Genomic DNA, 21,830 nt, shown 5'->3' on the forward strand with positions numbered 1-21,830 from the left:
GACACCTCGGCGATGCTCGGCATTAAAGCGTCGTTCTGATAAATACGGCCCGGTGGCGCAATGCTTCCGGGCCTGTGACTTACTTTCCCGCCTCCGGATGCGTATCAAACGCCGCCATCACCCTTGCCAGTTCAGCTTCACTGATCCCATGCTTTGCATCGTCTACCCCGAGCCCAAAACGATCCTGGAGTAAGTCATACAGTGACGCGACGTCCGGACAGTGAATCTGCTCAACCGCGTGCCCGTGTTCATAATGGGTAAAGTGGAAATTGGTGAGCGTCAGCTTGCCGCCATCAGGCAAATGACGGCACATCAGCAAATGATGGCGAAAATGCGACTGCGGCCAGTGCGCGGACCAGAAGTTGCCCATCACATAATCGCTCTGATGCTGAGTAACCAGATCGAAACGGTACATCGACTGCCAGTGCGTGTGATGACGGAATTGCAAAATCCAGTCTTCGCCTTCCTGCAACAGTCGGTACTCACCATGCGGCGTCTGCTGTGGGATGTCCGCAAGCAGGCGAATCGGCGCAGTCAGCGTCTGTCCGCCAAAACCAACATCCGCGATCCACGCTTCGCCGTCCACTTCGACTAACAGCAGACGATGGGTTCGCGGCGGCAGGCTCGGCGGATTCGACAGCACAACCCGCCCCAGCAAGCTGCGAACGGTAAACCCCAGTTCGCGTAAGACCCGCTCGAATACGCCATTTTGCTCAAAACAGTAGCCGCCACGGCGGGCGCCGATCAGTTTCTCCGCCAGCGACTGCTCGTCCAGCTGCATTTCGCGCGGCAGCAGAACGTCCAGGTTTTCAAAAGGAATAGTACAGTTATGCTGTAAGTGCAGCGCCCGCAGCGTCTCAAGGGTGACGTCGGTCGGCCCGGACCAGTTCAGGCGGGCGAAGTAGGCATTCAGGATGGGGGTCATCGGGGTTCCTGCGGTGATCCGGTAAGGTGCGAAAGAGTATAAACGATGGATCCCGAAAGAGACGCCACTTATTGTGCAAATTGGCGCCCGGCCACTTATCATTAATACTCAGAAAACACTTTGCGAGACAACCCGATGAGTCTATTCCGCCCTGTCGAATTACGCCACGCCAGCCGCCTGCTCAATCACGGTCCCACGGTGTTGATCACCAGTCGCGACGACGCCAGCGCAAGACGCAATATCATGGCCGCCGCCTGGTCAATGCCGGTTGAATTTGAGCCGCCTCGTATCGCGATAGTGGTGGATAAATCAACCTGGTCACGCGAGTTGATTGAGCGCAGCGGCCTGTTCGGCATCGTCATACCCGGCGTAGCGGCGACCAACTGGACATGGGCTGTCGGCAGCGTTTCCGGGCGCGACGAGGACAAGTTCAACTGTTATGGTATCCCGGTGGTAAACGGCCCGGTGCTTGGCCTGCCGTTAGTCGAAGAAAAATGCCTTGCGTGGATGGAATGCCGCCTGCTTCCCGCCACCGCAGCCCAGGAAAAATACGATACTCTGTTTGGTGAAGTGGTTTCTGCCGCTGCGGATGCGCGGGCGTTCACGGAAGGCCGCTGGCAGTTCGATGACGATAAACGTAATACCCTGCACCACCTCGGCGCGGGTACGTTTGTAACCAGCGGTAAACGCGTCACTGCGGGCTAATTACGCCTTTATTACCGTCACGCCTTTCGCCCGCATGGCGGTGATCCAGCCGTTATCGGTGTTATCTTCCACCACGACGGTGTTGATCAACGACACATCGCCAATGGCGAAGGGCGAGGCCGTATTGATTTTTTCCGGTGAAGCCAGAACGATGGTTTCCGCCGCCCTGGCGGAAAATGCGCGCTTGATGCACGCTTCTTCGTAATCGCCCGTGGTTAATCCTACTTCCGGGTGGATCCCTGTTGCCCCCATAAAAAACAGATCGGCCTGAATATTGCGGATACCTTCCACCGCCGCCGCGCCAACGGTAACGATGGAGTGTTTATACACCCGACCGCCAATCAGTATGATTTCGATGAGAGGATGATTCACCAGCCCCAGCGCAATGCCCGGACTGTGCGTGACTACCGTAATGTTGAGATCGTCCGGCAGACAGGCAATCAGCTCGGTGGTGGTCGTACCGCCATCCACAATGACCACCTGGCCGTTTGAGATAAGCGTCGCGCCTTTCTGCGCCAGTCGTTTTTTAGCATCGGTTTTAAGCGTTTTTCGCTCCACAAACGTACCAACGGCGGAAGAGGCAGGCAGCGCGCCGCCGTGGACCCGCTGTAAACGCCCTTCTGCCGCCAGCTCCCGCAGGTCACGGCGAATGGTGTCCTCCGAAACCGCAAAACGGCTGCTGAGCGATTTTGACAACACCTGTCCTTCTGCGGCGAGCAGATCGAGAATCAATTTTTTACGCTGATCGGTAAGCATCGGTTTATTCCTGGTTTTGCACGATTAATCTTGATCATGCACGAATTTGCTGTTTATGATGCCTACTCTACAAATGCAGGGCCTCTCAGGCAACAAAAACGTGCAGAAATACGCAATTCTGCGCACTCTTTTTCTTTAGTGAGGACATGATGACAGCACAACTTATCTTGATCGCCGGACCGTATCGCAGCGGTACAGACGGTAAACAGGCATTGATTGATGCGAATTTTCACCGTCTGGAAGCCGCCGCGCTTGCCGTCTACCAGCGCGGGCATATCCCGGTGATTGGCGAATGGCTCGCCTTGCCGCTGGCGAAAGCGGCGGGTTCAACCTCGCTGGGCGATGACATCAGCGAAGCGATGCTCTATCCGGTCGCACATCGGTTGATCACCCGCTGTAACGCCATTTATCGTATTCCCGGCGCTTCCCGAGGCGCGGATAAAGATATCGAGATCGCCCGCCAACTGGGACTGAACGTCTACACCACTCTGGAGGCTATTCCGCAGGCCTGATGATAAATTGTGCAGATATCAATCACCTGCCGGTATCTGCACCGCCTTGCCGTCTTTGCGAAGCCCACTATAGTTAATGTTGCATTACCTCAAATTTCCACGCCAACCCTCCGTTGTGCATGACATACCTAAAAGCCTATTCGCCATTCTAAAGAGAGGTTATTCAATGCAACTCAATACCATCGCCAGAGGCTTCATCCTCGCTGGGATGCTGACGTCATATTCCCTGCCCCTTCTGGCTGTCGAAGCGCCGAAAGACGCCACAGCCGCCACCCAACAGGCCAATAACGCGCTTTATAATCAACTGCCCTTCTCGGATAACACAGACTTTACCGATGCGCATAAGGGCTTTATCGCCCCGATACCGCAGGAGGTAATCAAGGGTGAACAAGGCAATGTGATCTGGAACCCCCAACAGTACGCGTTTATTAAAGAAGGCGATAAAGCGCCGGATTCAGTCAACCCAAGCCTCTGGCGTCAGGCGCAACTGATTAACATTAGCGGCCTGTTTGAAGTGACTGACGGGGTATATCAGATCCGCAACCTCGATCTGTCCAATATGACGATTATCGAAGGAAAAGAAGGTATTACCGTTGTTGACCCACTGGTTTCAGCGGAAACGGCAAAGGTCGGCATGGATTTGTACTATAAGAATCGCGGAAACAAACCGGTTGTGGCCGTCATTTATACCCACAGCCACGTTGACCACTATGGCGGCGTGCGCGGCGTGGTGGATGAAGCGGATGTGAAGTCCGGCAAAGTGAAAATCTACGCGCCCGCAGGTTTTATGGAAGAAGCGGTGTCGGAAAATATCATGGCTGGTAATGTGATGAGCCGCCGGGCCAGTTATATGTACGGCAACCTGCTAAAGCCTGATGTCAAAGGCCAGGTAGGCGCGGGACTGGGCACCACGACGTCTGCAGGTACCGTCACGTTGATCGCCCCGACCCACTACATCACCAAAACAGGGCAAAAAGAGGTGATTGACGGCCTGACCTACGATTTCCTGATGGCGCCAGGCTCTGAAGCCCCTTCCGAAATGTTGTGGTATATCGAAGAGAAGAAAATCATCGAGACCGCCGAGGATGTCACCCACACGCTGCATAACACGTATTCTTTGCGCGGCGCCAAAATTCGCCAGCCGTTGCCGTGGTCAAAATACATTAATGAAGCGCTCAATTTATGGGGTGATAAAGCCGAAATTATCCTCGCCCAGCATCACTGGCCGACATGGGGTAACGACAATGTCGTGAAGCTGCTGAAGAGCCAGCGCGACCTGTACCGCTATATCAACGACCAGACCCTGCGCATGGCGAATCAGGGGCTCACCCGCGACGAGATCGCCGCTAACTTTACACTGCCGCCGTCGCTTGCCCACACCTGGGCGAACCGCGGCTACTATGGTTCCGTCAGCCACGACGTCAAAGCCACTTATGTGCTCTATCTCGGCTGGTTTGATGGCAATCCGGCTACCCTTGACGAGCTGCCGCCGGAAGAAGCGGCGAAGAAATTTGTCGAATACATGGGCGGCGCGGATGCCATCCTGCAAAAAGCGAAGCAGGATTACGATCAGGGGAATTACCGTTGGGTTGCGCAAGTGGTAAGCAAAGTGGTTTTTGCCGATCCGAATAATCAGGCGGCAAGGAACCTGGAGGCGGACGCGCTCGAACAGTTGGGTTACCAGGCGGAATCGGGTCCGTGGCGTAACTTTTATCTGACTGGCGCACAGGAATTGCGTAATGGCGTGCAAAAAATGCCTACGCCTAACACCGCCAGCCCGGATACCGTGCGGGCAATGACCCCGGAAATGTTCTTTGATTATCTCGCGGTTCACATCAACGGTGAAAAGGCGGCGGATGCGAAAGCAGTGCTTAATATTGACTTTGGGGAAGACGGCGGGAAATACAAAGTGGAGCTGGAAAACGGCGTCCTGAACCATACCGCAAACGTTGAAGATCCGCAGGCAGACGCGACGATCAGCCTGTCGCGCGACGCACTGAATCGCATTGTGCTAAAAGAGGAAACGCTGAAAGAGGCCACGGACAAAGGTGACGTAAAAATCACCGGCAATGCGGAAAAACTCAACGAACTGCTCGGCTATATGGATAAGTTCGAATTCTGGTTCAATATTGTCACCCCGTAATCAGCGTATGCCCGGCTCACTGCCGGGCATCGCTTTCTCTGTTTCCGCACTTACACAATTTCATTGCGCTTAAGCACCTGACGTAACGTCGGTAACTGGCACACCGCATCCGCTATCGCGCTGATATTGGGCGTGTTGTCCTGAAACCAGTCGTGTCCCGGTCCCCATGTGCGCATCACGCCGAGGTAGCAGTCCAGCAGGGTTAACTGCTCGCCAAACGCATACGGCTCAGCGCTGAGCTGGTCATTTAGCCACAGATAGAGCGATTTACGGTATTCGATAACGTTTTTTTTCAGCGCTTCTGGCGCCTGCGGCGACCAGCGTTCAGGGTAATCGGCAAAGGTATAGGTCGGATAGACGTTAGCGACCAGCCAGATCAGCAAACGTTGAAACTGCTGTCGTTCCGCACTGCCAACAGGGGGAGCCAGTTCGGGACGGCGGTCGAGGACCATTAGGGCGATGGCTGCCGTTTCGCTCATTACCGCGTCGTTTTCCAGCGTTAGCGTCGGCACCTGACACAGCGGATTCAGCTTTAACAGTAAATCGCGCTGCGGCCCGTCGCGGTCAAATCCGCTGACGTCAACGAACTGATAGGGAATGTCCGCCAGCGTAAGCATCAGCTCGCTAATCGCCGAACCCCAGCCCGGCGCGCCGTAGATCTTAATCATACTGCCTCCACCCGGTTAAAAGAGTAAGTGTAGAGTAACCTGGCAGATGCCGCCCGTAGCCCGATCCGGCGCGTTGCAGGTGCGCATTGCTTATTTATTACGCAGACTGACCATTCGTATTCGTATATTTTGCGCCGTTTATTATTTGCAGGTAGGATGCTTCGCCGGTGGTTTTATCCGTACACAGAATGACGGGAAAAATTAACCGCGTCGCGGCGGCTGTCGCGACAACAGTATTCTCACTTAGACAGGTAACAGGAAACGGAATGAATACACAAGACACCACGGCGTCGGCGCAACACGCGGCGAAACGACGCTGGTTGAATGCCCATGAGGAAGGCTATCACAAAGCAATGGGCAACCGTCAGGTTCAGATGATCGCCATTGGCGGCGCCATTGGCACCGGGTTATTTTTAGGCGCGGGCGCACGCCTGCAAATGGCCGGTCCGGCGCTGGCGCTGGTTTATCTCGTTTGCGGGATTTTCTCGTTCTTTATCCTTCGCGCGCTGGGCGAACTGGTTCTCCATCGCCCTTCCAGCGGCAGCTTTGTCTCTTATGCCCGCGAATTTCTCGGTGAAAAAGCCGCTTATGTGGCCGGGTGGATGTATTTCGTCAACTGGGCGATGACGGGAATTGTCGATATCACCGCCGTGGCCCTGTATATGCACTACTGGGGCGCGTTTGGCGACGTACCGCAATGGGTCTTTGCTCTCGGCGCGCTGGCCATCGTCGGCACCATGAACATGATTGGCGTAAAATGGTTTGCCGAAATGGAGTTCTGGTTCGCGCTGGTGAAAGTGCTGGCAATTGTGATCTTTCTGGTGGTGGGCACGGTCTTTCTGGGGTCCGGCAAACCGCTGGACGGCAACGCCACCGGTTTTCATTTGATCACCGATAACGGCGGATTCTTCCCTCATGGCCTGCTGCCCGCGCTGGTTCTGGTGCAGGGTGTCGTCTTTGCGTTTGCCTCTATCGAACTGGTCGGCACCGCCGCCGGTGAGTGTAAAGATCCGCAGACCATGGTGCCTAAAGCCATTAACAGCGTGATCTGGCGTATTGGCCTGTTCTACGTGGGTTCCGTGGTGCTGCTGGTTCTGCTGCTGCCGTGGAATGCCTACCAGGCCGGTCAAAGCCCGTTCGTCACGTTCTTCTCAAAACTTGGCGTGCCCTATATTGGCAGCATCATGAACATTGTGGTGTTGACCGCCGCGCTCTCCAGTCTGAACTCCGGCCTGTACTGCACCGGACGGATTCTGCGCTCAATGGCGATGGGCGGCTCCGCCCCGAAATTTATGAGTAAGATGAGCCGCCAGCATGTGCCCTGGGCGGGCATTATGGCGACGCTGGCGGTGTATGTTGTGGGCGTCTTCCTCAACTACCTGGTGCCTTCCCAGGTTTTTGAGATCGTCCTCAACTTCGCCTCGCTGGGCATTATCGCGTCGTGGGGATTCATTGTGGTGTGCCAGTTGCGCCTGCGCAAGGCAATCAAAGAGGGCAAAGCCGCCGATGTCAGCTTCAAGCTGCCGGGCGCGCCGTTCACCTCCTGGCTGACGCTGCTTTTCCTGTTAAGCGTACTGGTGCTGATGGCGTTTGACTATCCGAACGGCACCTATACCATCGCTTCCCTGCCGCTGATCGCCATTCTGCTGGTTGCCGGTTGGTTTGGCGTTCGTAAACGCGTTGCGGAAATCCATCGCACTGCGCCATAAAAATGACAAAGGCCTGACCGACGACGCCGATCAGGCCTGCTTTTCAACGGCGTCGACTAATCCGCTTCGATAAGCTGCGCCACGTCATTCCTGTTGATTTCCCGTGCATTCCCGTCCTGATCGGTATAGCGGGTCATTCCCGTCTCTTTATCAAGCTGCGGTTTTCCCTTCGTGACGATGGTTTGCCCGCTTTTGGTAGTCATAACGTAATTCGTGGAGCAACCTGCCAGCGCGAACAGCATCACGCCAGCGCAAAGGCAGAACAGTGGCTTTTTCATAGCATTCCCAAGTGATTCATTTAACCGAAGCGGGACAGTGTAATTCCCTGGGCTTATTCAGGCTATCAGCGGGATGTAACGAGGCGTATCGGCGGGTATGGGAACGTGAATGGAGGGGTTTCCCCCTCCTGCGGGTTTACAGCGCAATACGAATCACGTCGTCTGGCTGCGTGGCTTCTTTTTCGCGTGTCGACTTCTGCTTCACACTCACGTACAGGGTCTTGCCGTCTGCCGACAGCGCCAGACTGTTCGGGAAGGTCGGCGTATCGAAGGTTTTCACTACCTTGTAGCTTTTCGCGTCAATCACGCTCACTTTACCGGCCTGACGGTGGGTGACGTAGGCTTCATTACGCGCCGGGTTAAACAGCACGGCCAGCGATTCCGGCGCAGCGACTTTCGCCAGCACGTTGCCGTTGCGGGTATCAACAACCAGCACTTCCGCCGCTTTCGAGTCGGTAATAAACGCGCGGTGACCGGCGGTGTCCAGGCTCAGATTAATAAAGAAGTGCTCTTTACCGTCATCAAGCAGTTTCTTACGGCTGATGATGTTGTTCGTGGCGGTATCGATGGTGATCAGCTCGCCGTCCGCATTGGTGGTGTAAAGACGCTTCGCGCCGCTGTCGATAGCCAGACCCGTGCTCATTTTACCGGTGTTTTCAATGGTCGCTTTCAGGGCGATCTTTTCGCCGTCCACCACCCAAATCGCGCTCTCTTTGCCAATCCCGCTGATATACACCGTATTCGTTGCTTCATCGGCAACCAGCTCACGCGGCTGCAGCGGACGGACATCTTCGGAGCGTTTGCGGGCGTCCAGCACCAGTCGTCCTTTCACTTCGCTGGTCTTCGCATCAATGGCTGTGACCGCGCTATTCACCGTGTTACCAAACCACAGCGTCTGGGTCGCGTTATTAATGGTGGCGCCAAACGGTTTGAGATCGTTGTGAATGATCTGCGTCACGTCCAGCGTGACCGGATCGAGACGATAAACAATACCGCCTTTATCCAGCTTGCGACTTTGCGAGGTGGCGAGCCACAGCGCGTTTTCCTGTTGGCTGTAGGCCATTTCGTAAGCGCCCTTGCCCACGCCTTTACGCAGCATCTCTTCTGCCGCCTGAGTGCTGAACGATGAGGCAACCAGCAGTGAACCTAACAGTAAAGCACCACGCAGGCGCGGGGAAAACTGATGACGAAAATGCATGACGACTCCCTTTGATATATCGCTATTTTGCTGCTTCACATCGCTTCGCTGAGCAAGATCATGGTTTTGCTCTCTTTTATAAATGGGAATGGTAATCATTATTTGTCAGAAAGTGGAGCACTTCTTCGCATCCTGTCTACAATCTTCTTAATTTCTCCATTAATTATTAACGCATTGTGCCGTTAAAATTTTCAAAATTTTACAAACGAATTAACATGTAACTTACATACCTATGGGTACGTTCACTTTAACTGGCCTTTTTTCATGAAGATTATTTCCATACGATATACCGCAGTTCCCGCTCTGCTCTTTCCACTCGTGTTCTCTCCGCTGGCCGCAGCGGACAGCGAAGCCGATGAACAAACGCTGATCGTCAGCGCCTCACCCCAGGCCGTTTCTGAACTGGATACCCCCGCCGCCGTCAGCGTGGTCGAGGGCGAAGATATGCGCCGGGCGGCGCCGCGCATCAATCTTTCCGAATCCCTGACCCGCGTGCCGGGCCTGCAGGTGCAGAACCGACAAAACTATGCTCAGGACCTTCAGCTTTCTATCCGTGGCTTTGGGTCGCGTTCAACTTATGGCGTGCGCGGCATTCGTTTGTATGTTGACGGCATCCCGGCAACGATGCCGGACGGACAGGGGCAGACGTCAAATATCGATCTCAGCAGCGTGCAAAACGTTGAAGTACTGCGCGGTCCCTTCTCCGCGCTTTACGGCAATGCTTCCGGCGGGGTCATGAACGTGACGACACAAACCGGACAACAGCCGCCGACCATCGAGGCAAGCAGCTATTATGGAAGTTACGGCAGCTGGCGCTACGGGTTAAAAGCGACCGGCGCGTTGGGCGATGGCACCCAGGCTGGCGATGTGGACTACACGGTGTCGACGACCCGTTTTACTACCCACGGCTACCGCGATCGTAGCGGCGCGCAAAAGAATCTCGCCAATGCGAAACTGGGCGTGCGTCTCGACGAGGCAAGCAAGCTGAGTCTGATTTTTAACAGCGTCGATATTAAAGCTGACGATCCCGGCGGCCTGACCGAAGCCGAATGGCGCGATAACCCGCAACAGTCGCCGCGCGCGGAGCAGTATCACACGCGTAAAACCATCAAGCAGACGCAGGCCGGACTGCGCTATGAACGACAGCTTAGCGCCCAGGACGACATGAGCGTGATGATGTATGCCGGGCAGCGTGAAACCACCCAGTATCAGTCGATCCCGATGGCCCCTCAGCTCAGACCGTCCCATGCGGGCGGCGTAATCTCGCTGCAGCGTCATTACCAGGGCATCGACAGCCGCTGGACGCACCGTGGGGAACTGATTGTGCCCATGACGTTTACTGCCGGACTGAACTACGAAAATATGAGTGAGAACCGTAAGGGCTACACAAATTACCGTCTCACTGACGGCGTACCGGAGTACGGCCAAAAAGGCGAGCGCCGCCGGGACGAGCGCAACCTGATGTGGAACGTCGACCCCTACCTGCAGACGCAGTGGCAACTGACCGACAAACTCTCCCTTGATGCAGGCGTGCGCTACAGTTCGGTCTGGTTCGACTCTAACGATCACTACGTGACGCCGGGCAACGGCGACGACAGCGGCGATGCCAGCTATCATAAATGGTTGCCAGCCGGATCGCTGAAGTATGCCGTGACGGACGCCTGGAACCTCTATCTGGCAGCGGGCCGCGGTTTTGAAACGCCGACCATAAACGAGCTTTCCTACCGTGCGGATGGGCAAAGCGGGATGAATTTCGATCTTAAACCTTCCACTAACGATACGATAGAAATTGGCAGCAAAACCCGTATCGGCAACGGACTGCTGACGGCGGCGCTGTTCCAGACCGACACGGACGACGAACTGGTGGTGGATTCCAGCAGCGGCGGTCGGACAACGTATAAGAATGCGGGCAAGACCCGGCGTCAGGGGATAGAACTGGGGTGGGATCAGCGTTTTGGCGAAAACTGGCGCGTCAACGCCTCCTGGACCTGGCTGGACGCCACCTACCGTAGCAACGTCTGCAACGACCAGAACTGCAACGGTAACAGGATGCCGGGGATCGCCCGCAACATGGGTTTTGCGTCCCTGGGTTATGTGCCGGATGAAGGATGGTATGCCGGGGCTGATGCCCGCTACATGGGAGATATTATGGCTGACGATGAAAACACCGCCAAAGCGCCCTCTTATACTGTCGTAGGGCTGAATACCGGATATAAAATCAACTACAGTAATCTGACGGTGGATGTGTTCGGGCGGGTCGACAACCTCTTTGACAAAGCGTATGTTGGCTCGGTCATTGTGAATGAATCGAACGGCAGATACTACGAACCTGCTCCGGGGCGAAATTTCGGCGTGGGTGTAAACCTCGCATGGCGTTTTGAATAACCTGCGTAATAAGGGTAGTCATAGCGGGGAGATTCCCCGCTAAATTTAAGCAGTACTTAATTAAGGTATTGTCGTTTAACGATGGCGACATTTTTATTGATGATGTCGATTAAACAGTCGCGACTGGCCTCTTTATTTCCTTGGGCAATAACCTTAAATAATTGATGGTAATGATCGACACTGTGTGGATACGCGCCCTCTTTTTCCAGATCATAGAGAAAATGCAGGCTTGGCCCCATTTGTACCCACAGCTGTTCGATCATTTCGCACAGCGTCGGCATGTTGGCGAAGTGATAAATTTTGAAGCGTAACGCCCGGTTTGCCCGCAGTCGCTCGGCTACCGAGCCTCTTTCATGCGCCTGCTGATACGTCGCAAGCAGCGCCTCCAGGAGTTCCATCCGTTCCGGCGTAATCCGCCCCGTGGCTTCCATAACCGCCATCCCTTCCAGTTCACAGCGAATACGGATGATTTCCGCGAATCGCGCCATATTGATTTCCGGCACCATGAAGGCTTGCGCGGGCGCAATGGTTAACGCGCTGGCAGACACCAGACGTAACAGCGCCTCACGCACCGGCGTGATACTGATCCCCAACTCCTCAGCAATATTTTTGGTAATTAATCTGGCGCCAGGCTTCAGCTCGCCAAGACTTAATCGATCTTTTAATCCTCTTTCAACGTGTGTTGTCAGACTGATGTGCTGCGACTTTTCCGTACCAGGCATTCTATTTCTTCACCTCATCATATAGCCAATCGCAATTAAACCTGAAAGATTTAATTGTTTAAGATTTCGCCTGGTAAAAAAATAAAACGACAACCGTGATCATTTACCCGCGTTATTTTAACGGCCCTGGCAATTTAATTTGCCTTGCACGCGGTGATTTAATTAAAGCCGGAAATTTAAAAACTGCCCATTTTTTTATGGCGGCCAAGGCCGCCATGTTTGTCAGTCATCTTCCGCGACGCGAATCACGACTTTGCCAAAGTTTTTACCACTCAACAGACCGATGAAGACCTCTGGCGCGTTTTCCAGTCCTTCCGTCACCTGTTCACGGTAATGAATCTTACCTTCTTTAACCCAACGTCCCATCTGCTGTTGGAACTCATGAATACGGTGACCATAATCCTGCGCAATGATAAATCCCTGCAGACGAATGCGTTTCTTCAGTATCGTCGCCATCAGCAGCGGCAGTCTGTCCGGACCGGCGGGGAGTTCTGTCGCGTTATAGCCGCTGACCAGGCCGCAAAGCGGGATCCGCGCGCAGGTATTCAACAACGGAAGTACAGCGTCGAAGACTTTACCGCCGACGTTTTCATAATAGACGTCAATCCCCTGTGGACAGGCATTTGCCAGTTGCTCTGCAAAGTCATCCGCATGGTGGTCCAGACAAACGTCAAAACCCAGCACTTCAGTGGCATGACGACATTTTTCCGCGCCGCCGGCAACGCCGACCACACGGCAGCCTTTGATCTTGCCAATCTGCCCCACCGTCGCCCCGACTGGACCGGTTGCGGCGGCAACCACCAGCGTTTCCCCCTCTTTCGGCTGACCTATATCCAGCAAGCCCATGTAAGCGGTAAAACCGGGCATCCCCAATACGCCGAGCGCCCAGGATGGCTGTTCAGGATCGTTGCCGAGCTTCACCAGCCCCGCGCCGTCGGAAATATCATAATCCTGCCAGCCGCTGTAGCTCAGTACCCATTCACCAGGCTTGTAGTCTGGATGGTTTGACGACACGACGCGGCTCACCGTTCCGCCGACCATGACCTCACCCAGCGCGACCGGCGGCGCGTACGACGGTTCGTCGCTCATTCGTCCGCGCATATACGGATCGAGGGAAAGGTAAACCGTGCGCAACAAAACCTGGCCTTCTCCCGGGGTGGCGACCTCATCCTCTTCAAGACGGAAATTGTCCGCCACGGGCGCGCCATGGGGTCGGGAAGCTAAAACCCAGCGACGATTACGGTGTTCTTGTTGACCCATGATGTTCTCCTCAGCGTTTGGCATGAATCCATCAATAGTAGCAGGCCGCGCCTGTCTTTAACGTCCCGCGAGGTTTAAACGCACAACGAGGTAAACGCAGGTTTGCGCTGTTTCATTGATAAAACGGCAATCATTGGGCGGTCCCAGCTCAAGACAATCGCCCGCTTTCATCTCGTGGCGGGTTTCACCCTCAACGAACACCAGTTCCCCGTGCTGAAGCCAGATCAACTGCCGCGCCTGTACATAGGCTGAGGCGGGCATCGGGATATCACTTCCTGCGGGAAGCTCAATTTGCACCAGATCGAGAGGCAAGTCGCTGTGTGGCGAAACGTGGCGGCGCAAATACTGGCTTTGCGGATCGTGCCAGACGGGCTGATCCGCCGCACGCAGCAGTTTGCCTTCCTGCATTTCGGCGCGCGCAATCAGCGTTGACATACTGATGCCAAAGGCGCCGGAAAGCCTGCCGAGCAGCGTCGCCGTCGGGCTGCTTTCCGCACGTTCGATTTTATGGATCATCGCCCGTGAAACGCCCGCGCGTTCAGCCAGTTCAGTCAGCGACCAGCCGCGGGATTCTCGCTCAATGCGAATTCTTGCACTGATGCGTTGATTTATGCTGTCTTCAATAGTATTCATATCGTAATACTATAGTGAACATTTCCTGAGGTTCAAGATGCTTATTCGATTCGCGAGCAAAGAGGATTGCGGGGATATCGCAGCGATCTACAACCACGCCGTGTTACACACGGCGGCGATCTGGAACGATCAAACCGTAGACGCCGATAACCGCATGGCCTGGTTCGAAGCGCGTCAGTTGCTGGGGTATCCGGTGCTGGTAGCTGAAGAAAACGGTAAGGTGACGGGGTATGCCTCCTTTGGCGACTGGCGCAACTTTGACGGATTTCGCCACACGGTGGAACATTCGGTGTACGTTCACCCGGATCATCAGGGGAAAGGAGTGGGACGCCAGCTATTGAGCCGCTTGATTGAGGAAGCGCGCGCCTGCGGCAAGCACGTGATGGTCGCGGGCATCGAGTCGCAAAATCAGGCTTCGCTGCATCTTCATAGCACGCTCGGGTTCAAAATCACCGCGCAAATGCCGCAGGTAGGGACCAAATTTGGCCGCTGGCTGGATCTGACATTCATGCAGCTTCAGCTTGACGATCGTCTGCAACCGGACGCGCGCGGATGAACACATCGCTGACGCTCGCCTTTCTGATCGCCGCGGGTATCGGCCTGGTGGTGCAGAACACCCTGATGGTGCGCATCACCCAGACCTCTTCCACTATTTTGATCGCCATGCTGCTGAATTCGCTGGTCGGCATCGTGCTGTTTGTCACTCTATTGTGGTTTAGGCAGGGTATGGCGGGATTTGGCGAACTGGCCTCCAGCGTTCGCTGGTGGACGTTAATTCCTGGTCTGCTGGGTTCGTTTTTCGTGTTTGCCAGCATCAGCGGCTATCAGCATGTGGGGGCGGCGACCACGATTGCCGTGCTGGTCGCCAGTCAGCTTATCGGCGGACTGGCGCTGGATCTCCTGCGCAGCCACGGGGTACCGCTGAGGGCGCTGATTGGTCCGGTTTGTGGCGCGGTGATGCTGGTGGTGGGCGCATGGCTGGTGGCAAGACGTTCGTTTTAACGACCGCCCTGCCGCCATCTGGCCCATCACAGGATCGTGCCGCCTTTTGTCAACTGCTCGCGGCGCGCTTCGGCGTCTTCTTTATGCTGCCGGCCATGATGCGCGATGGCGGTTCTCAACCGTTGCTGCTGGGTGTAACGATCTTCGCGACTTAATTCGCCATCGTCGCTCAGGGCGATCAACAGCGTGTTCATCTGGGCAATAACGCTTTCCGCAATCGCGGCATCAACGCGGGCGCTAACCTCATCCAGGTGCGACATAGCTTCTCCTTTTCAACAGACTGATGAAACCTTCATCATACGCTGAAATCCGTTCGCTTGCGGCATTTAATCCGTAATGCATATCCGCCAGTTTCCCTTAAGTCTTTTTCACAACGTCAACCCCTCTATGGCGGGATAATTCGCCCCTTTATGCCTTTCTTCCACCGTTTGCTCGCGTTATGTCGCCGTAAAGTAGATGCGTGAAAAAGTCTTAAGGACCCTAACGTGGCAAAAACTCTCTTGCGCAGCGGCAATCTTGATGACTATCAGGCCGTCGGCGGTGGCGGCCAGGCCGTCTTTGATTCAGCGCTGCAAATTCGTGAAACACTCCGGCTGCGAAAGCAACTGGCGATGGTCGATTGTCTCGCCATTCCGCAAATTAACGACAGCGGTGACCGGGTGGACTGGTATTCTCCTGTAGAAGGCCAGGCCGTTGCGTGGAAAGCGGCTGACGTTGATGCGCGCCGTCGCGCCCTCCGCACGCTTTCCGCGACGCTGGACAGCGCCGCCGCCCTGAGCCGCAAGAGCCTGCAATCCGGAAAAACGGCGTTACAGCTTTTCGGCTCCTTGCTCGAAAAAGCCGTACAATTTCCCGGTGAAAACCACGTCTTCCTGGTGGATGGGAAACCGGTTATCACCTTCTGGGGTTTTATCAACCTTAACGAAAACGTGCGTGACGATGTGCTGGCATGCCTGTATCTCGAAGATTCGCCCGAAGCGGACATTCACGCTGACCCCGTCCCTGCAGAAGAAACCGCGCCAGAGAACGCTTTTCCCCAGGCGGATGAACCGCTACTGTCAGTCCCCGTCGTGCCGGTAACTCCGCCCGTCTCTGAAACCATCAGCCCGCCCGTCGCGCCGTCCGTCGTGGCGGAGGAAAAAGCGTCCGCGAAACCGGCGCGCCGACTGCCGCTGTGGAGCGTGCCGGTTGCCGCCGTCACCATTGCCGCGCTTGCCGCGCCGCTGCTCTGGCACGCGCAAACCCCCGCGGTCGCGACGGAAAGCGCCAGTGCGCCGCAACCCGCAATGCCTGCTCTGCCGGAACTGACCGCCACGCTACCGCTGCAGCAGGCGCACGTTATTCCGGAGGAGAAAAAGACCCCGCTCGCCGACGCACCGGTGGTCATTGCTGCGATACCGAAAGACGCGCTGGTCATGGAGGCTAATCAGGTGAAGGCCGGTACGACCCGTTTTCTCAACGGTCGCTGGCGCGTAGTAATGGAGGTGAAAGACCCCGCGACCGGCAAAGCGCCCTCGTTGCGCTATCAGATCCAGAATAACAAAGGGACAGCGCGACTGGTGCATGGCGACAGTATTGTCTGTCGCGCCGAGCTTTTTTCCGGTCTGCATCAGAGCGGCGAGCTCATGATCAAAAGCCGTGGAAATGCGCGCTGCGCCGATGGCTCCCGCTATCCGATGCCGGAAATCACCTGTAAAGCCGGGACAAATGACGTCGCCGCCTGTACCGCCCGCTTCGACGGGCAAGCGGAGATCCCGTTGACGTTTAAAAAGATAGGTGCCTGATCTTATGCTGGTGAATTTGTGTGATTACAAACAGAGCGTCACGCTCATCGCAAACAGCGGCGTTCAGTTTCTTGACTTCGGCCTGACGCCGCAGGAGTCGGCACATCATGGCCGTTTTGTGCGGAAAACCGCTAATGGCCCGCTGCTGCGTCTGGACTACGATCTGGTAAACGGTCGCTACACGCTGCCGGCGCGTCCGGGAATGCAGCCAGAAGTGGTTAAACCCGAAAGCACACAGTCGCTACAGTATTCGCTTTCGGTACTGGACGGCGTCTGGCTACCGCTGCCGTTTCTGCGCTTTAACCCGCCGCGCACCTTTGTTGAAGGTCCGGATAACTGGGCGCGCGTGCAGGTTCGCAAACTCGCCTTACCTGACAGCGCAGGTCATACCCACCGCGTTACGCTCGCGCTCGACAGTCAGTTGAGCGACGCGACTCCCTCCGCGCTCGCCCCCAGTGAAAACGATGTACTGAACGGTACCCGCTTTGCGCTGGCCTGGCGCGATGACGAAGTGGCTGATTTTCTCGATCAGACGTGGATTGATGGCTGGCTACGCGAGGTGTTTTTGCATCATGTCAGCCAGGTGGAAAACCGTCCGGAACAGGCCATCAATCAGGCGCTGCGCAGTTTTGAATATCAGGCGCACTGGCTGAATCTGCTGGCGTTACTCGGCGAACAGCTAACGGTGCCAGAGGTCAGGCTGGTCACAGAGACGCTGAGCACTCCCGCGATTCCGGTCGATTTGATCCTTGACGTTGGCAATACCCACACCTGCGGCGTGTTGATTGAGGATCACGGCGATGCCAACGACGGCCTGCGCCAGACGGCAGAACTGCAGGTGCGATCGCTGAGCGAGCCGCAGTTTTTGAACGATCCGCTGTTCACCAGTCGCCTTGAGTTCTCGGAAGCCCGCTTCGGCAAGCAGCATTTTTCCGTCGAAAGCGGACGCGAAGACGCGTTTATCTGGCCGTCGATTGTCAGGGTCGGCGACGAAGCGCGTAAACTGGCGATGCAACGAACCGGAACCGACGGCAATAGCGGTATTTCCAGTCCCCGCCGCTACCTGTGGGATGAAACGCCGGTACTGCACGACTGGCGCTTCAGCCAGATGAACAGCAAAACCCAGCGTGAACCGCTCGCGACCGCCTTTCCGCTGATGAATCTGATGAATGACGACGGCCAGCCGCTGTACGCGCTGCCGCAGGATGAACGCCTGCCGGTATTCTCCCCGCAGTACAGCCGCAGCACCCTGATGACCCATATGCTCTGCGAGATCCTCGCCCAGGCGCTGGGGCAGATCAACAGTGTGGCGACCCGTCTGCGGCTGGGGTTTCCCGCATCGCCGCGCCAGTTGCGTACGCTGATCCTCACTCTGCCCTCGGCAATGCCAAAGCAGGAGCGGGAGATCTTCCGCCAGCGTATGTTTGAAGCCATTGCCCTTGTCTGGAAAGCCATGGGGTGGCATCCGCAGGACGACGACTTTAGCAGCCGTAAACAGCAGGAAAAAAGCCGGGTGCCAGTGCCTGAGATCCAGATGGAATGGGACGAAGCCAGCTGCGGGCAACTGGTGTGGCTGTATAACGAAGCAATCTCCCATTACGCCGGACGTAGCGAAGCCTTTTTCCGCGCAATGGCGCGTCCGGACCGCCAGCCCGAGCCGGGCGAAAGCAAAGGCCGGGCGCTGCGCGTTGCCTCGATTGATATTGGCGGCGGCACCACTGACATGGCGATTGTTCACTATCAGTTGGACGACGGCGTCGGTACAAATGTTAAAATCACCCCGCGCCTGCTGTTTCGCGAAGGATTTAAGGTCGCAGGCGATGACATGCTTCTGGATGTCATTCAGAGATGCATCTTACCGGCGCTGCAAACCCGGCTGCAGCAGGCAGGCGTCACCGATGCCGCCGCCCTGCTCGCCACGCTGTTTGGCGATTCCGGGCGCATAGATACCCAGGCGGTGCTGCGCCAGCAAACGGCGCTTCAGCTGTTTATGCCGCTGGGGCACGCGGTGCTTTCCGCATGGGAAAAGTGCGACATCAACGATCCGCTGGCCGGGGTGCATGCCACCTTTGGCGAGCTGTTGCCTCAGCGCCCAACCCGCAACGTCATGAACTACATTCAGCAGGCCGTCGACCATGCGCTGCCGCCCGGCACGCCAGCGTTCGATGTGCTTAGCGTGCCGTTACAGGTGCAGTTCAGCCAGCTGCAAGAGGCGATGCTGGCCGGGCAATTCACCCTTACCTCGCCGCTGCATGCGGTGTGCGAAGCCATTTCGCACTATTGCTGCGACGTGCTGCTGGTGACCGGCAGGCCCGCCTGTCTGCCTGCGGTGCAGGCGCTGATCCGCCATCTTCAACCTGTTCCGGTCAACCGGATCGTATGGATGGATAACTATCGGGTGCATGAATGGTATCCGTTCAACCAGCAGGGACGGATCGGCAACCCGAAATCCACTGCCGCTGTCGGTGCGATGTTGTGCAGTCTGGCGCTGGATCTGCGTCTGCCGCGCTTTAACTTTAAAGCAGCCGATATCGGCGCCTGGTCCACGGTACGCTATCTCGGCGTGCTGGATAACACCGTCAACATCCTGCGCGACGAAAATGTCTGGTATCGCGATATCGATCTGGATAAACCCGGCGAAAAGCTGGATACCCGCGTCCACTTTCCGTTGCGTGGTAACGTGACGCTCGGTTTCCGCCAACTGGCGAACAGCCGCTGGCCCGCAACGCCGCTCTATACGCTGAGCATCAACTCCGCCGAACTGGCTAAAAATATTGCCGGTGACGGTGTGCTGAGCGTGCGGCTTCAGTTGCGCGGCGGCAGCAAAGAAAACGGTCCCGAATCGTTTGTCCTCAGCGACGCCTGGTTACAGGACGGCACACCCGTTCCGGCGGATGCCCTGACCTTAAAATTAAATACCCTGGCTGACCGTCGACACAGCGGCAGTCATTACTGGATCGACAGCGGGAGCGTGTACCTGAAATGAGCAAAACGTTAACCCTTTCTCAGGCCGCTATTGCCTGGGTAGAGCGCACCCGCCGCTACGCCGTCACGCTGGATGCCGAAGCAGACGCGCTGTTGACGCAGCTTCACGCCGCGAACGCCACGGAGATTGCACTGGAGACCGCCCGTCAGTCACGCGCCTGTATCGGGCTGTACGGTTATTCCCAGTCAGCGAAAGCCCATTTACTTTCCGCCCTGTGCAGCAGTGGAAACGGCAGGATGAATGTGGTGATGCCGGACCGCTATTTCGACTATTTCAGCCATATTAACCCCGGCCATGCCGCCGCCAACATGGCGCTACGCTTTACGCGGCAGGCCAGTTCGCCCGATGACGAATGGCCGTTACGTCTGCGGCTTCTCGCCGAAGCCGAACTGGTGCAAATCTTTATTACGATGGCCCACGCGCAGCCAGCATGCCGCCAGGCAGAAAAAGCGATGATTGAATCGCGTCTCGAAAAATGGCGGTCGCTGCGCCAGCGTCATCCCGTCCCCGGCGTTACGGCGGCGGAAGTCGCCACCGTCGCCCGCTTCTGTCGTCAATGCCGACCAGCTTCTCAACAACAGATTGACGATGCGCTCTGGCATCAGTTCGCGCTTGTGCTTCCGTATGTGGATCTCACTACCCGCGCCAGCATCTGGTCGCTGCTGTGGGGCGAACAGCCGGAACTAACGCAGCAGTGGCTGGCGCTGGCGCATGTGCTGCAACAGACCGGTAACGCTGGCGAAGTTGCTGCGCCGCTCAGCCTGCTGGTCGATCAGTTTGGTTTACCGTCCGAGCGTTTTCTCACCCAGGAAGCCCATGCCTCACCGGAAGCGCAAAATGACGTGGTGGTGCATCCCGTGGTGGAAGGCGCGCTGCTGGCGGCCGTGAGCCTGCCGCAAGATCCCCTTGCGCTGCTGACCCGCGAGCTGGTGCTGAGCGTGGAGGACAGCGTACTTGACGAGGTCGATCTGCTGGATATTCCGCTGGCGCCCGTCACCTCTCCACAGCCCTTATGGCAGGCTAAACTCGGCTGGCTGCTTGAGCACTATCGTCAGCAGCGACAGCCTGACGTGTTAGTTATCTGCAATGCCACCGCTAACCGCACGCAAACACCCGCTACCGCCAGGCGGCTACTGAACTGGGTCCACGAAACCCAACCCTTACGCGACACAGCGCTACCGGGCGTGGTATGGGCGATCACCCCGCAGGACGCGCGCTTTGTAAGCGGAGAGAATCTGGATGAAACCGTCCAGCAACTGATGGGCAATCCCGGTCAGCACTGGGGCACCCTTCAGGCGCTGGATAAAAACAGTCTGCAACGATTGATCGAATGGCTGTCCCACGCCACGTCGTTCCCCCAGCGGCAAGCACGCATTGAGGCGCTTCATGCCCGGCATCGGCAGTATCTGCGTGAACTGCTGTACCTGCTGCCTGACAACCTGTCCAGCGCCGAAACGGTTGTCCGTGAATTACAGCAACAGGCAGCACATCACGGCGATCTGCTGGATGGCCTTGTTCCCGAGGTGCAACAGTTTGAGAGCCTGCTCCAGATACGCCAGCCGAGGGAAGAACAGGTTAGCGGGCTGTTCAACGACGCTGTCGATCTTTTTGCGGAGGTTCACGACGCGCCTCAAACGGTTGAGGGTAATGATACCGGCGACCGGGCGCACAAATTGTGGATCAACCATCTTCGCCAGTGGAGCCGCGACGACAGCAATGCCACACGTTTAGGTCTGAAGCCCGCCACGCTCAGGCAGGTGGTCGCAATACTGATCGCCGCCAGCTACCGCTTGCAGCTTGCGCAGCAGTTACAGCAAATTGTGCAACAGGACGAGAACTGCGGCGCGCAGTTGCACGCCAACATCGCCAACTTTGTCGCCTGGCTCGGTTATGCCGACGTTGAAGAAAGCGAACGTCCTGCCAGTCGAATGGCCAAAGGCGAGACGATTTTCAGCGCGGCAAAACGTCCACCTATGGCACGCCTGACAGCGTTAAACGACCGGCCGGTACATGCCGCCAGCCGCTACGTCTATGACTGGCTGGTGGCGCTGTATACGCGCGCCCAGGAGAACAATGGATTCAGCCATCCACATGAAGTGACGCCAGAGGATAAAAACGCGCTGAACACACTGTTGAGCGGGGGACAATAACAGGCAGGAGGTGC

General features: G+C 56.5%; 19 protein-coding genes. 10 read left to right on the plus strand and 9 right to left on the minus strand.

Annotated features, from left to right (window positions below):
- Nucleotides 1-79: 79 nt before the first annotated feature.
- Nucleotides 80-925, minus strand: a complete 846-nt coding sequence (gene nhoA, locus APU02_RS21770; RefSeq protein ID WP_060571211.1) for an N-hydroxyarylamine O-acetyltransferase — start codon at nt 923-925, stop codon at nt 80-82.
- 135 nt (nt 926-1,060) lie between these two features.
- Here nhoA and APU02_RS21775 point away from each other — a divergent pair, with 135 nt between their 5' ends.
- Nucleotides 1,061-1,630, plus strand: a complete 570-nt coding sequence (locus APU02_RS21775; protein ID WP_060571212.1) for a flavin reductase family protein — start codon at nt 1,061-1,063, stop codon at nt 1,628-1,630.
- Here the strand turns inward: APU02_RS21775 and APU02_RS21780 are convergent, their stop codons facing one another.
- On the minus strand, nt 1,631-2,386 hold the full coding sequence (locus APU02_RS21780; RefSeq protein WP_060571213.1) for a DeoR/GlpR family DNA-binding transcription regulator: 756 nt from the start codon (nt 2,384-2,386) through the stop codon (nt 1,631-1,633).
- A gap of 149 nt (nt 2,387-2,535) precedes the next feature.
- Here APU02_RS21780 and APU02_RS21785 point away from each other — a divergent pair, with 149 nt between their 5' ends.
- Nucleotides 2,536-2,898 carry a DUF4406 domain-containing protein gene (locus APU02_RS21785; protein ID WP_060571214.1) on the plus strand — a complete coding sequence of 121 codons (363 nt, stop codon included), beginning with the start codon at nt 2,536-2,538 and terminating at the stop codon, nt 2,896-2,898.
- A gap of 166 nt (nt 2,899-3,064) precedes the next feature.
- Nucleotides 3,065-5,041: an alkyl sulfatase dimerization domain-containing protein gene (locus APU02_RS21790; protein ID WP_060571215.1), complete on the plus strand. Its 1,977-nt coding sequence runs from the start codon at nt 3,065-3,067 to the stop codon at nt 5,039-5,041.
- Nucleotides 5,042-5,091: 50 nt separating this feature from the next.
- On the opposite strand, the gene APU02_RS21795 is transcribed toward APU02_RS21790, so the two are convergent.
- Complete coding sequence (locus tag APU02_RS21795; RefSeq protein WP_060571216.1) at nt 5,092-5,709, minus strand: glutathione S-transferase family protein; 618 nt, start codon at nt 5,707-5,709, stop codon at nt 5,092-5,094.
- A 266-nt stretch (nt 5,710-5,975) separates the two neighbouring features.
- Between APU02_RS21795 and ansP the strand changes: the two genes are divergently transcribed.
- Nucleotides 5,976-7,418: an L-asparagine permease gene (ansP, locus tag APU02_RS21800; protein ID WP_042283115.1), complete on the plus strand. Its 1,443-nt coding sequence runs from the start codon at nt 5,976-5,978 to the stop codon at nt 7,416-7,418.
- A gap of 56 nt (nt 7,419-7,474) precedes the next feature.
- Here the strand turns inward: ansP and APU02_RS21805 are convergent, their stop codons facing one another.
- Together APU02_RS21805 and APU02_RS21810 are read right to left on the minus strand one after the other, a co-directional pair.
- Entirely contained in the window at nt 7,475-7,696 is a 222-nt protein-coding gene (locus APU02_RS21805; protein ID WP_060571217.1) for a YgdI/YgdR family lipoprotein, read from the minus strand.
- A 136-nt stretch (nt 7,697-7,832) separates the two neighbouring features.
- A complete protein-coding gene (locus APU02_RS21810; protein ID WP_042283119.1) occupies nt 7,833-8,894 on the minus strand; it encodes a YncE family protein in 1,062 nt (353 codons plus the stop codon).
- Nucleotides 8,895-9,158: 264 nt separating this feature from the next.
- Here APU02_RS21810 and pqqU point away from each other — a divergent pair, with 264 nt between their 5' ends.
- Nucleotides 9,159-11,279, plus strand: coding sequence for a TonB-dependent receptor PqqU (gene pqqU, locus APU02_RS21815; protein WP_060571218.1), 2,121 nt, complete (start codon nt 9,159-9,161; stop codon nt 11,277-11,279).
- A 56-nt stretch (nt 11,280-11,335) separates the two neighbouring features.
- On the opposite strand, the gene APU02_RS21820 is transcribed toward pqqU, so the two are convergent.
- The 3 genes from APU02_RS21820 to APU02_RS21830 form a co-directional block, all read right to left on the minus strand.
- Nucleotides 11,336-12,001 (minus strand): GntR family transcriptional regulator, encoded by a 666-nt coding sequence (locus tag APU02_RS21820; protein WP_042283124.1) that lies wholly within the window; start codon nt 11,999-12,001, stop codon nt 11,336-11,338.
- 222 nt (nt 12,002-12,223) lie between these two features.
- On the minus strand, nt 12,224-13,261 hold the full coding sequence (locus APU02_RS21825; protein WP_060571219.1) for an NADP-dependent oxidoreductase: 1,038 nt from the start codon (nt 13,259-13,261) through the stop codon (nt 12,224-12,226).
- 57 nt (nt 13,262-13,318) lie between these two features.
- Entirely contained in the window at nt 13,319-13,894 is a 576-nt protein-coding gene (locus APU02_RS21830) for an XRE family transcriptional regulator (RefSeq protein WP_042283127.1), read from the minus strand.
- A 37-nt stretch (nt 13,895-13,931) separates the two neighbouring features.
- Between APU02_RS21830 and mddA the strand changes: the two genes are divergently transcribed.
- Both mddA and APU02_RS21840 read left to right on the plus strand, forming a co-directional pair.
- Nucleotides 13,932-14,450: an L-methionine sulfoximine/L-methionine sulfone acetyltransferase gene (gene mddA / locus APU02_RS21835; protein WP_060571220.1), complete on the plus strand. Its 519-nt coding sequence runs from the start codon at nt 13,932-13,934 to the stop codon at nt 14,448-14,450.
- On the plus strand, nt 14,447-14,896 hold the full coding sequence (locus APU02_RS21840; RefSeq protein WP_042283132.1) for a DMT family transporter: 450 nt from the start codon (nt 14,447-14,449) through the stop codon (nt 14,894-14,896). The genes mddA and APU02_RS21840 overlap by 4 nt, the downstream gene beginning before the upstream one ends.
- A 26-nt stretch (nt 14,897-14,922) precedes the next feature.
- Here the strand turns inward: APU02_RS21840 and APU02_RS21845 are convergent, their stop codons facing one another.
- Nucleotides 14,923-15,156, minus strand: coding sequence for a YdcY family protein (locus APU02_RS21845; RefSeq protein ID WP_060571221.1), 234 nt, complete (start codon nt 15,154-15,156; stop codon nt 14,923-14,925).
- A 225-nt stretch (nt 15,157-15,381) separates the two neighbouring features.
- On the opposite strand from APU02_RS21845, the gene APU02_RS21850 reads away from it, so the two are divergent.
- The 3 genes from APU02_RS21850 to APU02_RS21860 are packed head-to-tail and all read left to right on the plus strand — an operon-like array spanning nt 15,382 to nt 21,816.
- Nucleotides 15,382-16,680 (plus strand): SrfA family protein, encoded by a 1,299-nt coding sequence (locus APU02_RS21850; protein ID WP_060571222.1) that lies wholly within the window; start codon nt 15,382-15,384, stop codon nt 16,678-16,680.
- Between the two features lie 4 nt (nt 16,681-16,684).
- A complete protein-coding gene (locus APU02_RS21855; RefSeq protein WP_060571450.1) occupies nt 16,685-19,666 on the plus strand; it encodes a virulence factor SrfB in 2,982 nt (993 codons plus the stop codon).
- On the plus strand, nt 19,663-21,816 hold the full coding sequence (locus APU02_RS21860) for a virulence factor SrfC family protein (protein ID WP_060571223.1): 2,154 nt from the start codon (nt 19,663-19,665) through the stop codon (nt 21,814-21,816). Before APU02_RS21855 ends, APU02_RS21860 begins: the two co-directional genes overlap by 4 nt.
- Nucleotides 21,817-21,830: the final 14 nt, after the last annotated feature.

This window comes from Citrobacter sp. 50677481 (assembly GCF_001463265.1).
GTDB lineage: Bacteria > Pseudomonadota > Gammaproteobacteria > Enterobacterales > Enterobacteriaceae > Citrobacter_A > Citrobacter_A sedlakii.

Bases quoted from the DNA above. Each gene is read 5' to 3' on its own strand.
- nhoA (WP_060571211.1), bottom strand. From the start codon at position 925: ATGACCCCCATCCTGAATGCCTACTTCGCCCGCCTGAACTGGTCCGGG.
- APU02_RS21775 (WP_060571212.1), top strand. From the start codon at position 1,061: ATGAGTCTATTCCGCCCTGTCGAATTACGCCACGCCAGCCGCCTGCTC.
- APU02_RS21780 (WP_060571213.1), bottom strand. From the start codon at position 2,386: ATGCTTACCGATCAGCGTAAAAAATTGATTCTCGATCTGCTCGCCGCA.
- APU02_RS21785 (WP_060571214.1), top strand. From the start codon at position 2,536: ATGACAGCACAACTTATCTTGATCGCCGGACCGTATCGCAGCGGTACA.
- APU02_RS21790 (WP_060571215.1), top strand. From the start codon at position 3,065: ATGCAACTCAATACCATCGCCAGAGGCTTCATCCTCGCTGGGATGCTG.
- APU02_RS21795 (WP_060571216.1), bottom strand. From the start codon at position 5,709: ATGATTAAGATCTACGGCGCGCCGGGCTGGGGTTCGGCGATTAGCGAG.
- ansP (WP_042283115.1), top strand. From the start codon at position 5,976: ATGAATACACAAGACACCACGGCGTCGGCGCAACACGCGGCGAAACGA.
- APU02_RS21805 (WP_060571217.1), bottom strand. From the start codon at position 7,696: ATGAAAAAGCCACTGTTCTGCCTTTGCGCTGGCGTGATGCTGTTCGCG.
- APU02_RS21810 (WP_042283119.1), bottom strand. From the start codon at position 8,894: ATGCATTTTCGTCATCAGTTTTCCCCGCGCCTGCGTGGTGCTTTACTG.
- pqqU (WP_060571218.1), top strand. From the start codon at position 9,159: ATGAAGATTATTTCCATACGATATACCGCAGTTCCCGCTCTGCTCTTT.
- APU02_RS21820 (WP_042283124.1), bottom strand. From the start codon at position 12,001: ATGCCTGGTACGGAAAAGTCGCAGCACATCAGTCTGACAACACACGTT.
- APU02_RS21825 (WP_060571219.1), bottom strand. From the start codon at position 13,261: ATGGGTCAACAAGAACACCGTAATCGTCGCTGGGTTTTAGCTTCCCGA.
- APU02_RS21830 (WP_042283127.1), bottom strand. From the start codon at position 13,894: ATGAATACTATTGAAGACAGCATAAATCAACGCATCAGTGCAAGAATT.
- mddA (WP_060571220.1), top strand. From the start codon at position 13,932: ATGCTTATTCGATTCGCGAGCAAAGAGGATTGCGGGGATATCGCAGCG.
- APU02_RS21840 (WP_042283132.1), top strand. From the start codon at position 14,447: ATGAACACATCGCTGACGCTCGCCTTTCTGATCGCCGCGGGTATCGGC.
- APU02_RS21845 (WP_060571221.1), bottom strand. From the start codon at position 15,156: ATGTCGCACCTGGATGAGGTTAGCGCCCGCGTTGATGCCGCGATTGCG.
- APU02_RS21855 (WP_060571450.1), top strand. From the start codon at position 16,685: ATGCTGGTGAATTTGTGTGATTACAAACAGAGCGTCACGCTCATCGCA.
- APU02_RS21860 (WP_060571223.1), top strand. From the start codon at position 19,663: ATGAGCAAAACGTTAACCCTTTCTCAGGCCGCTATTGCCTGGGTAGAG.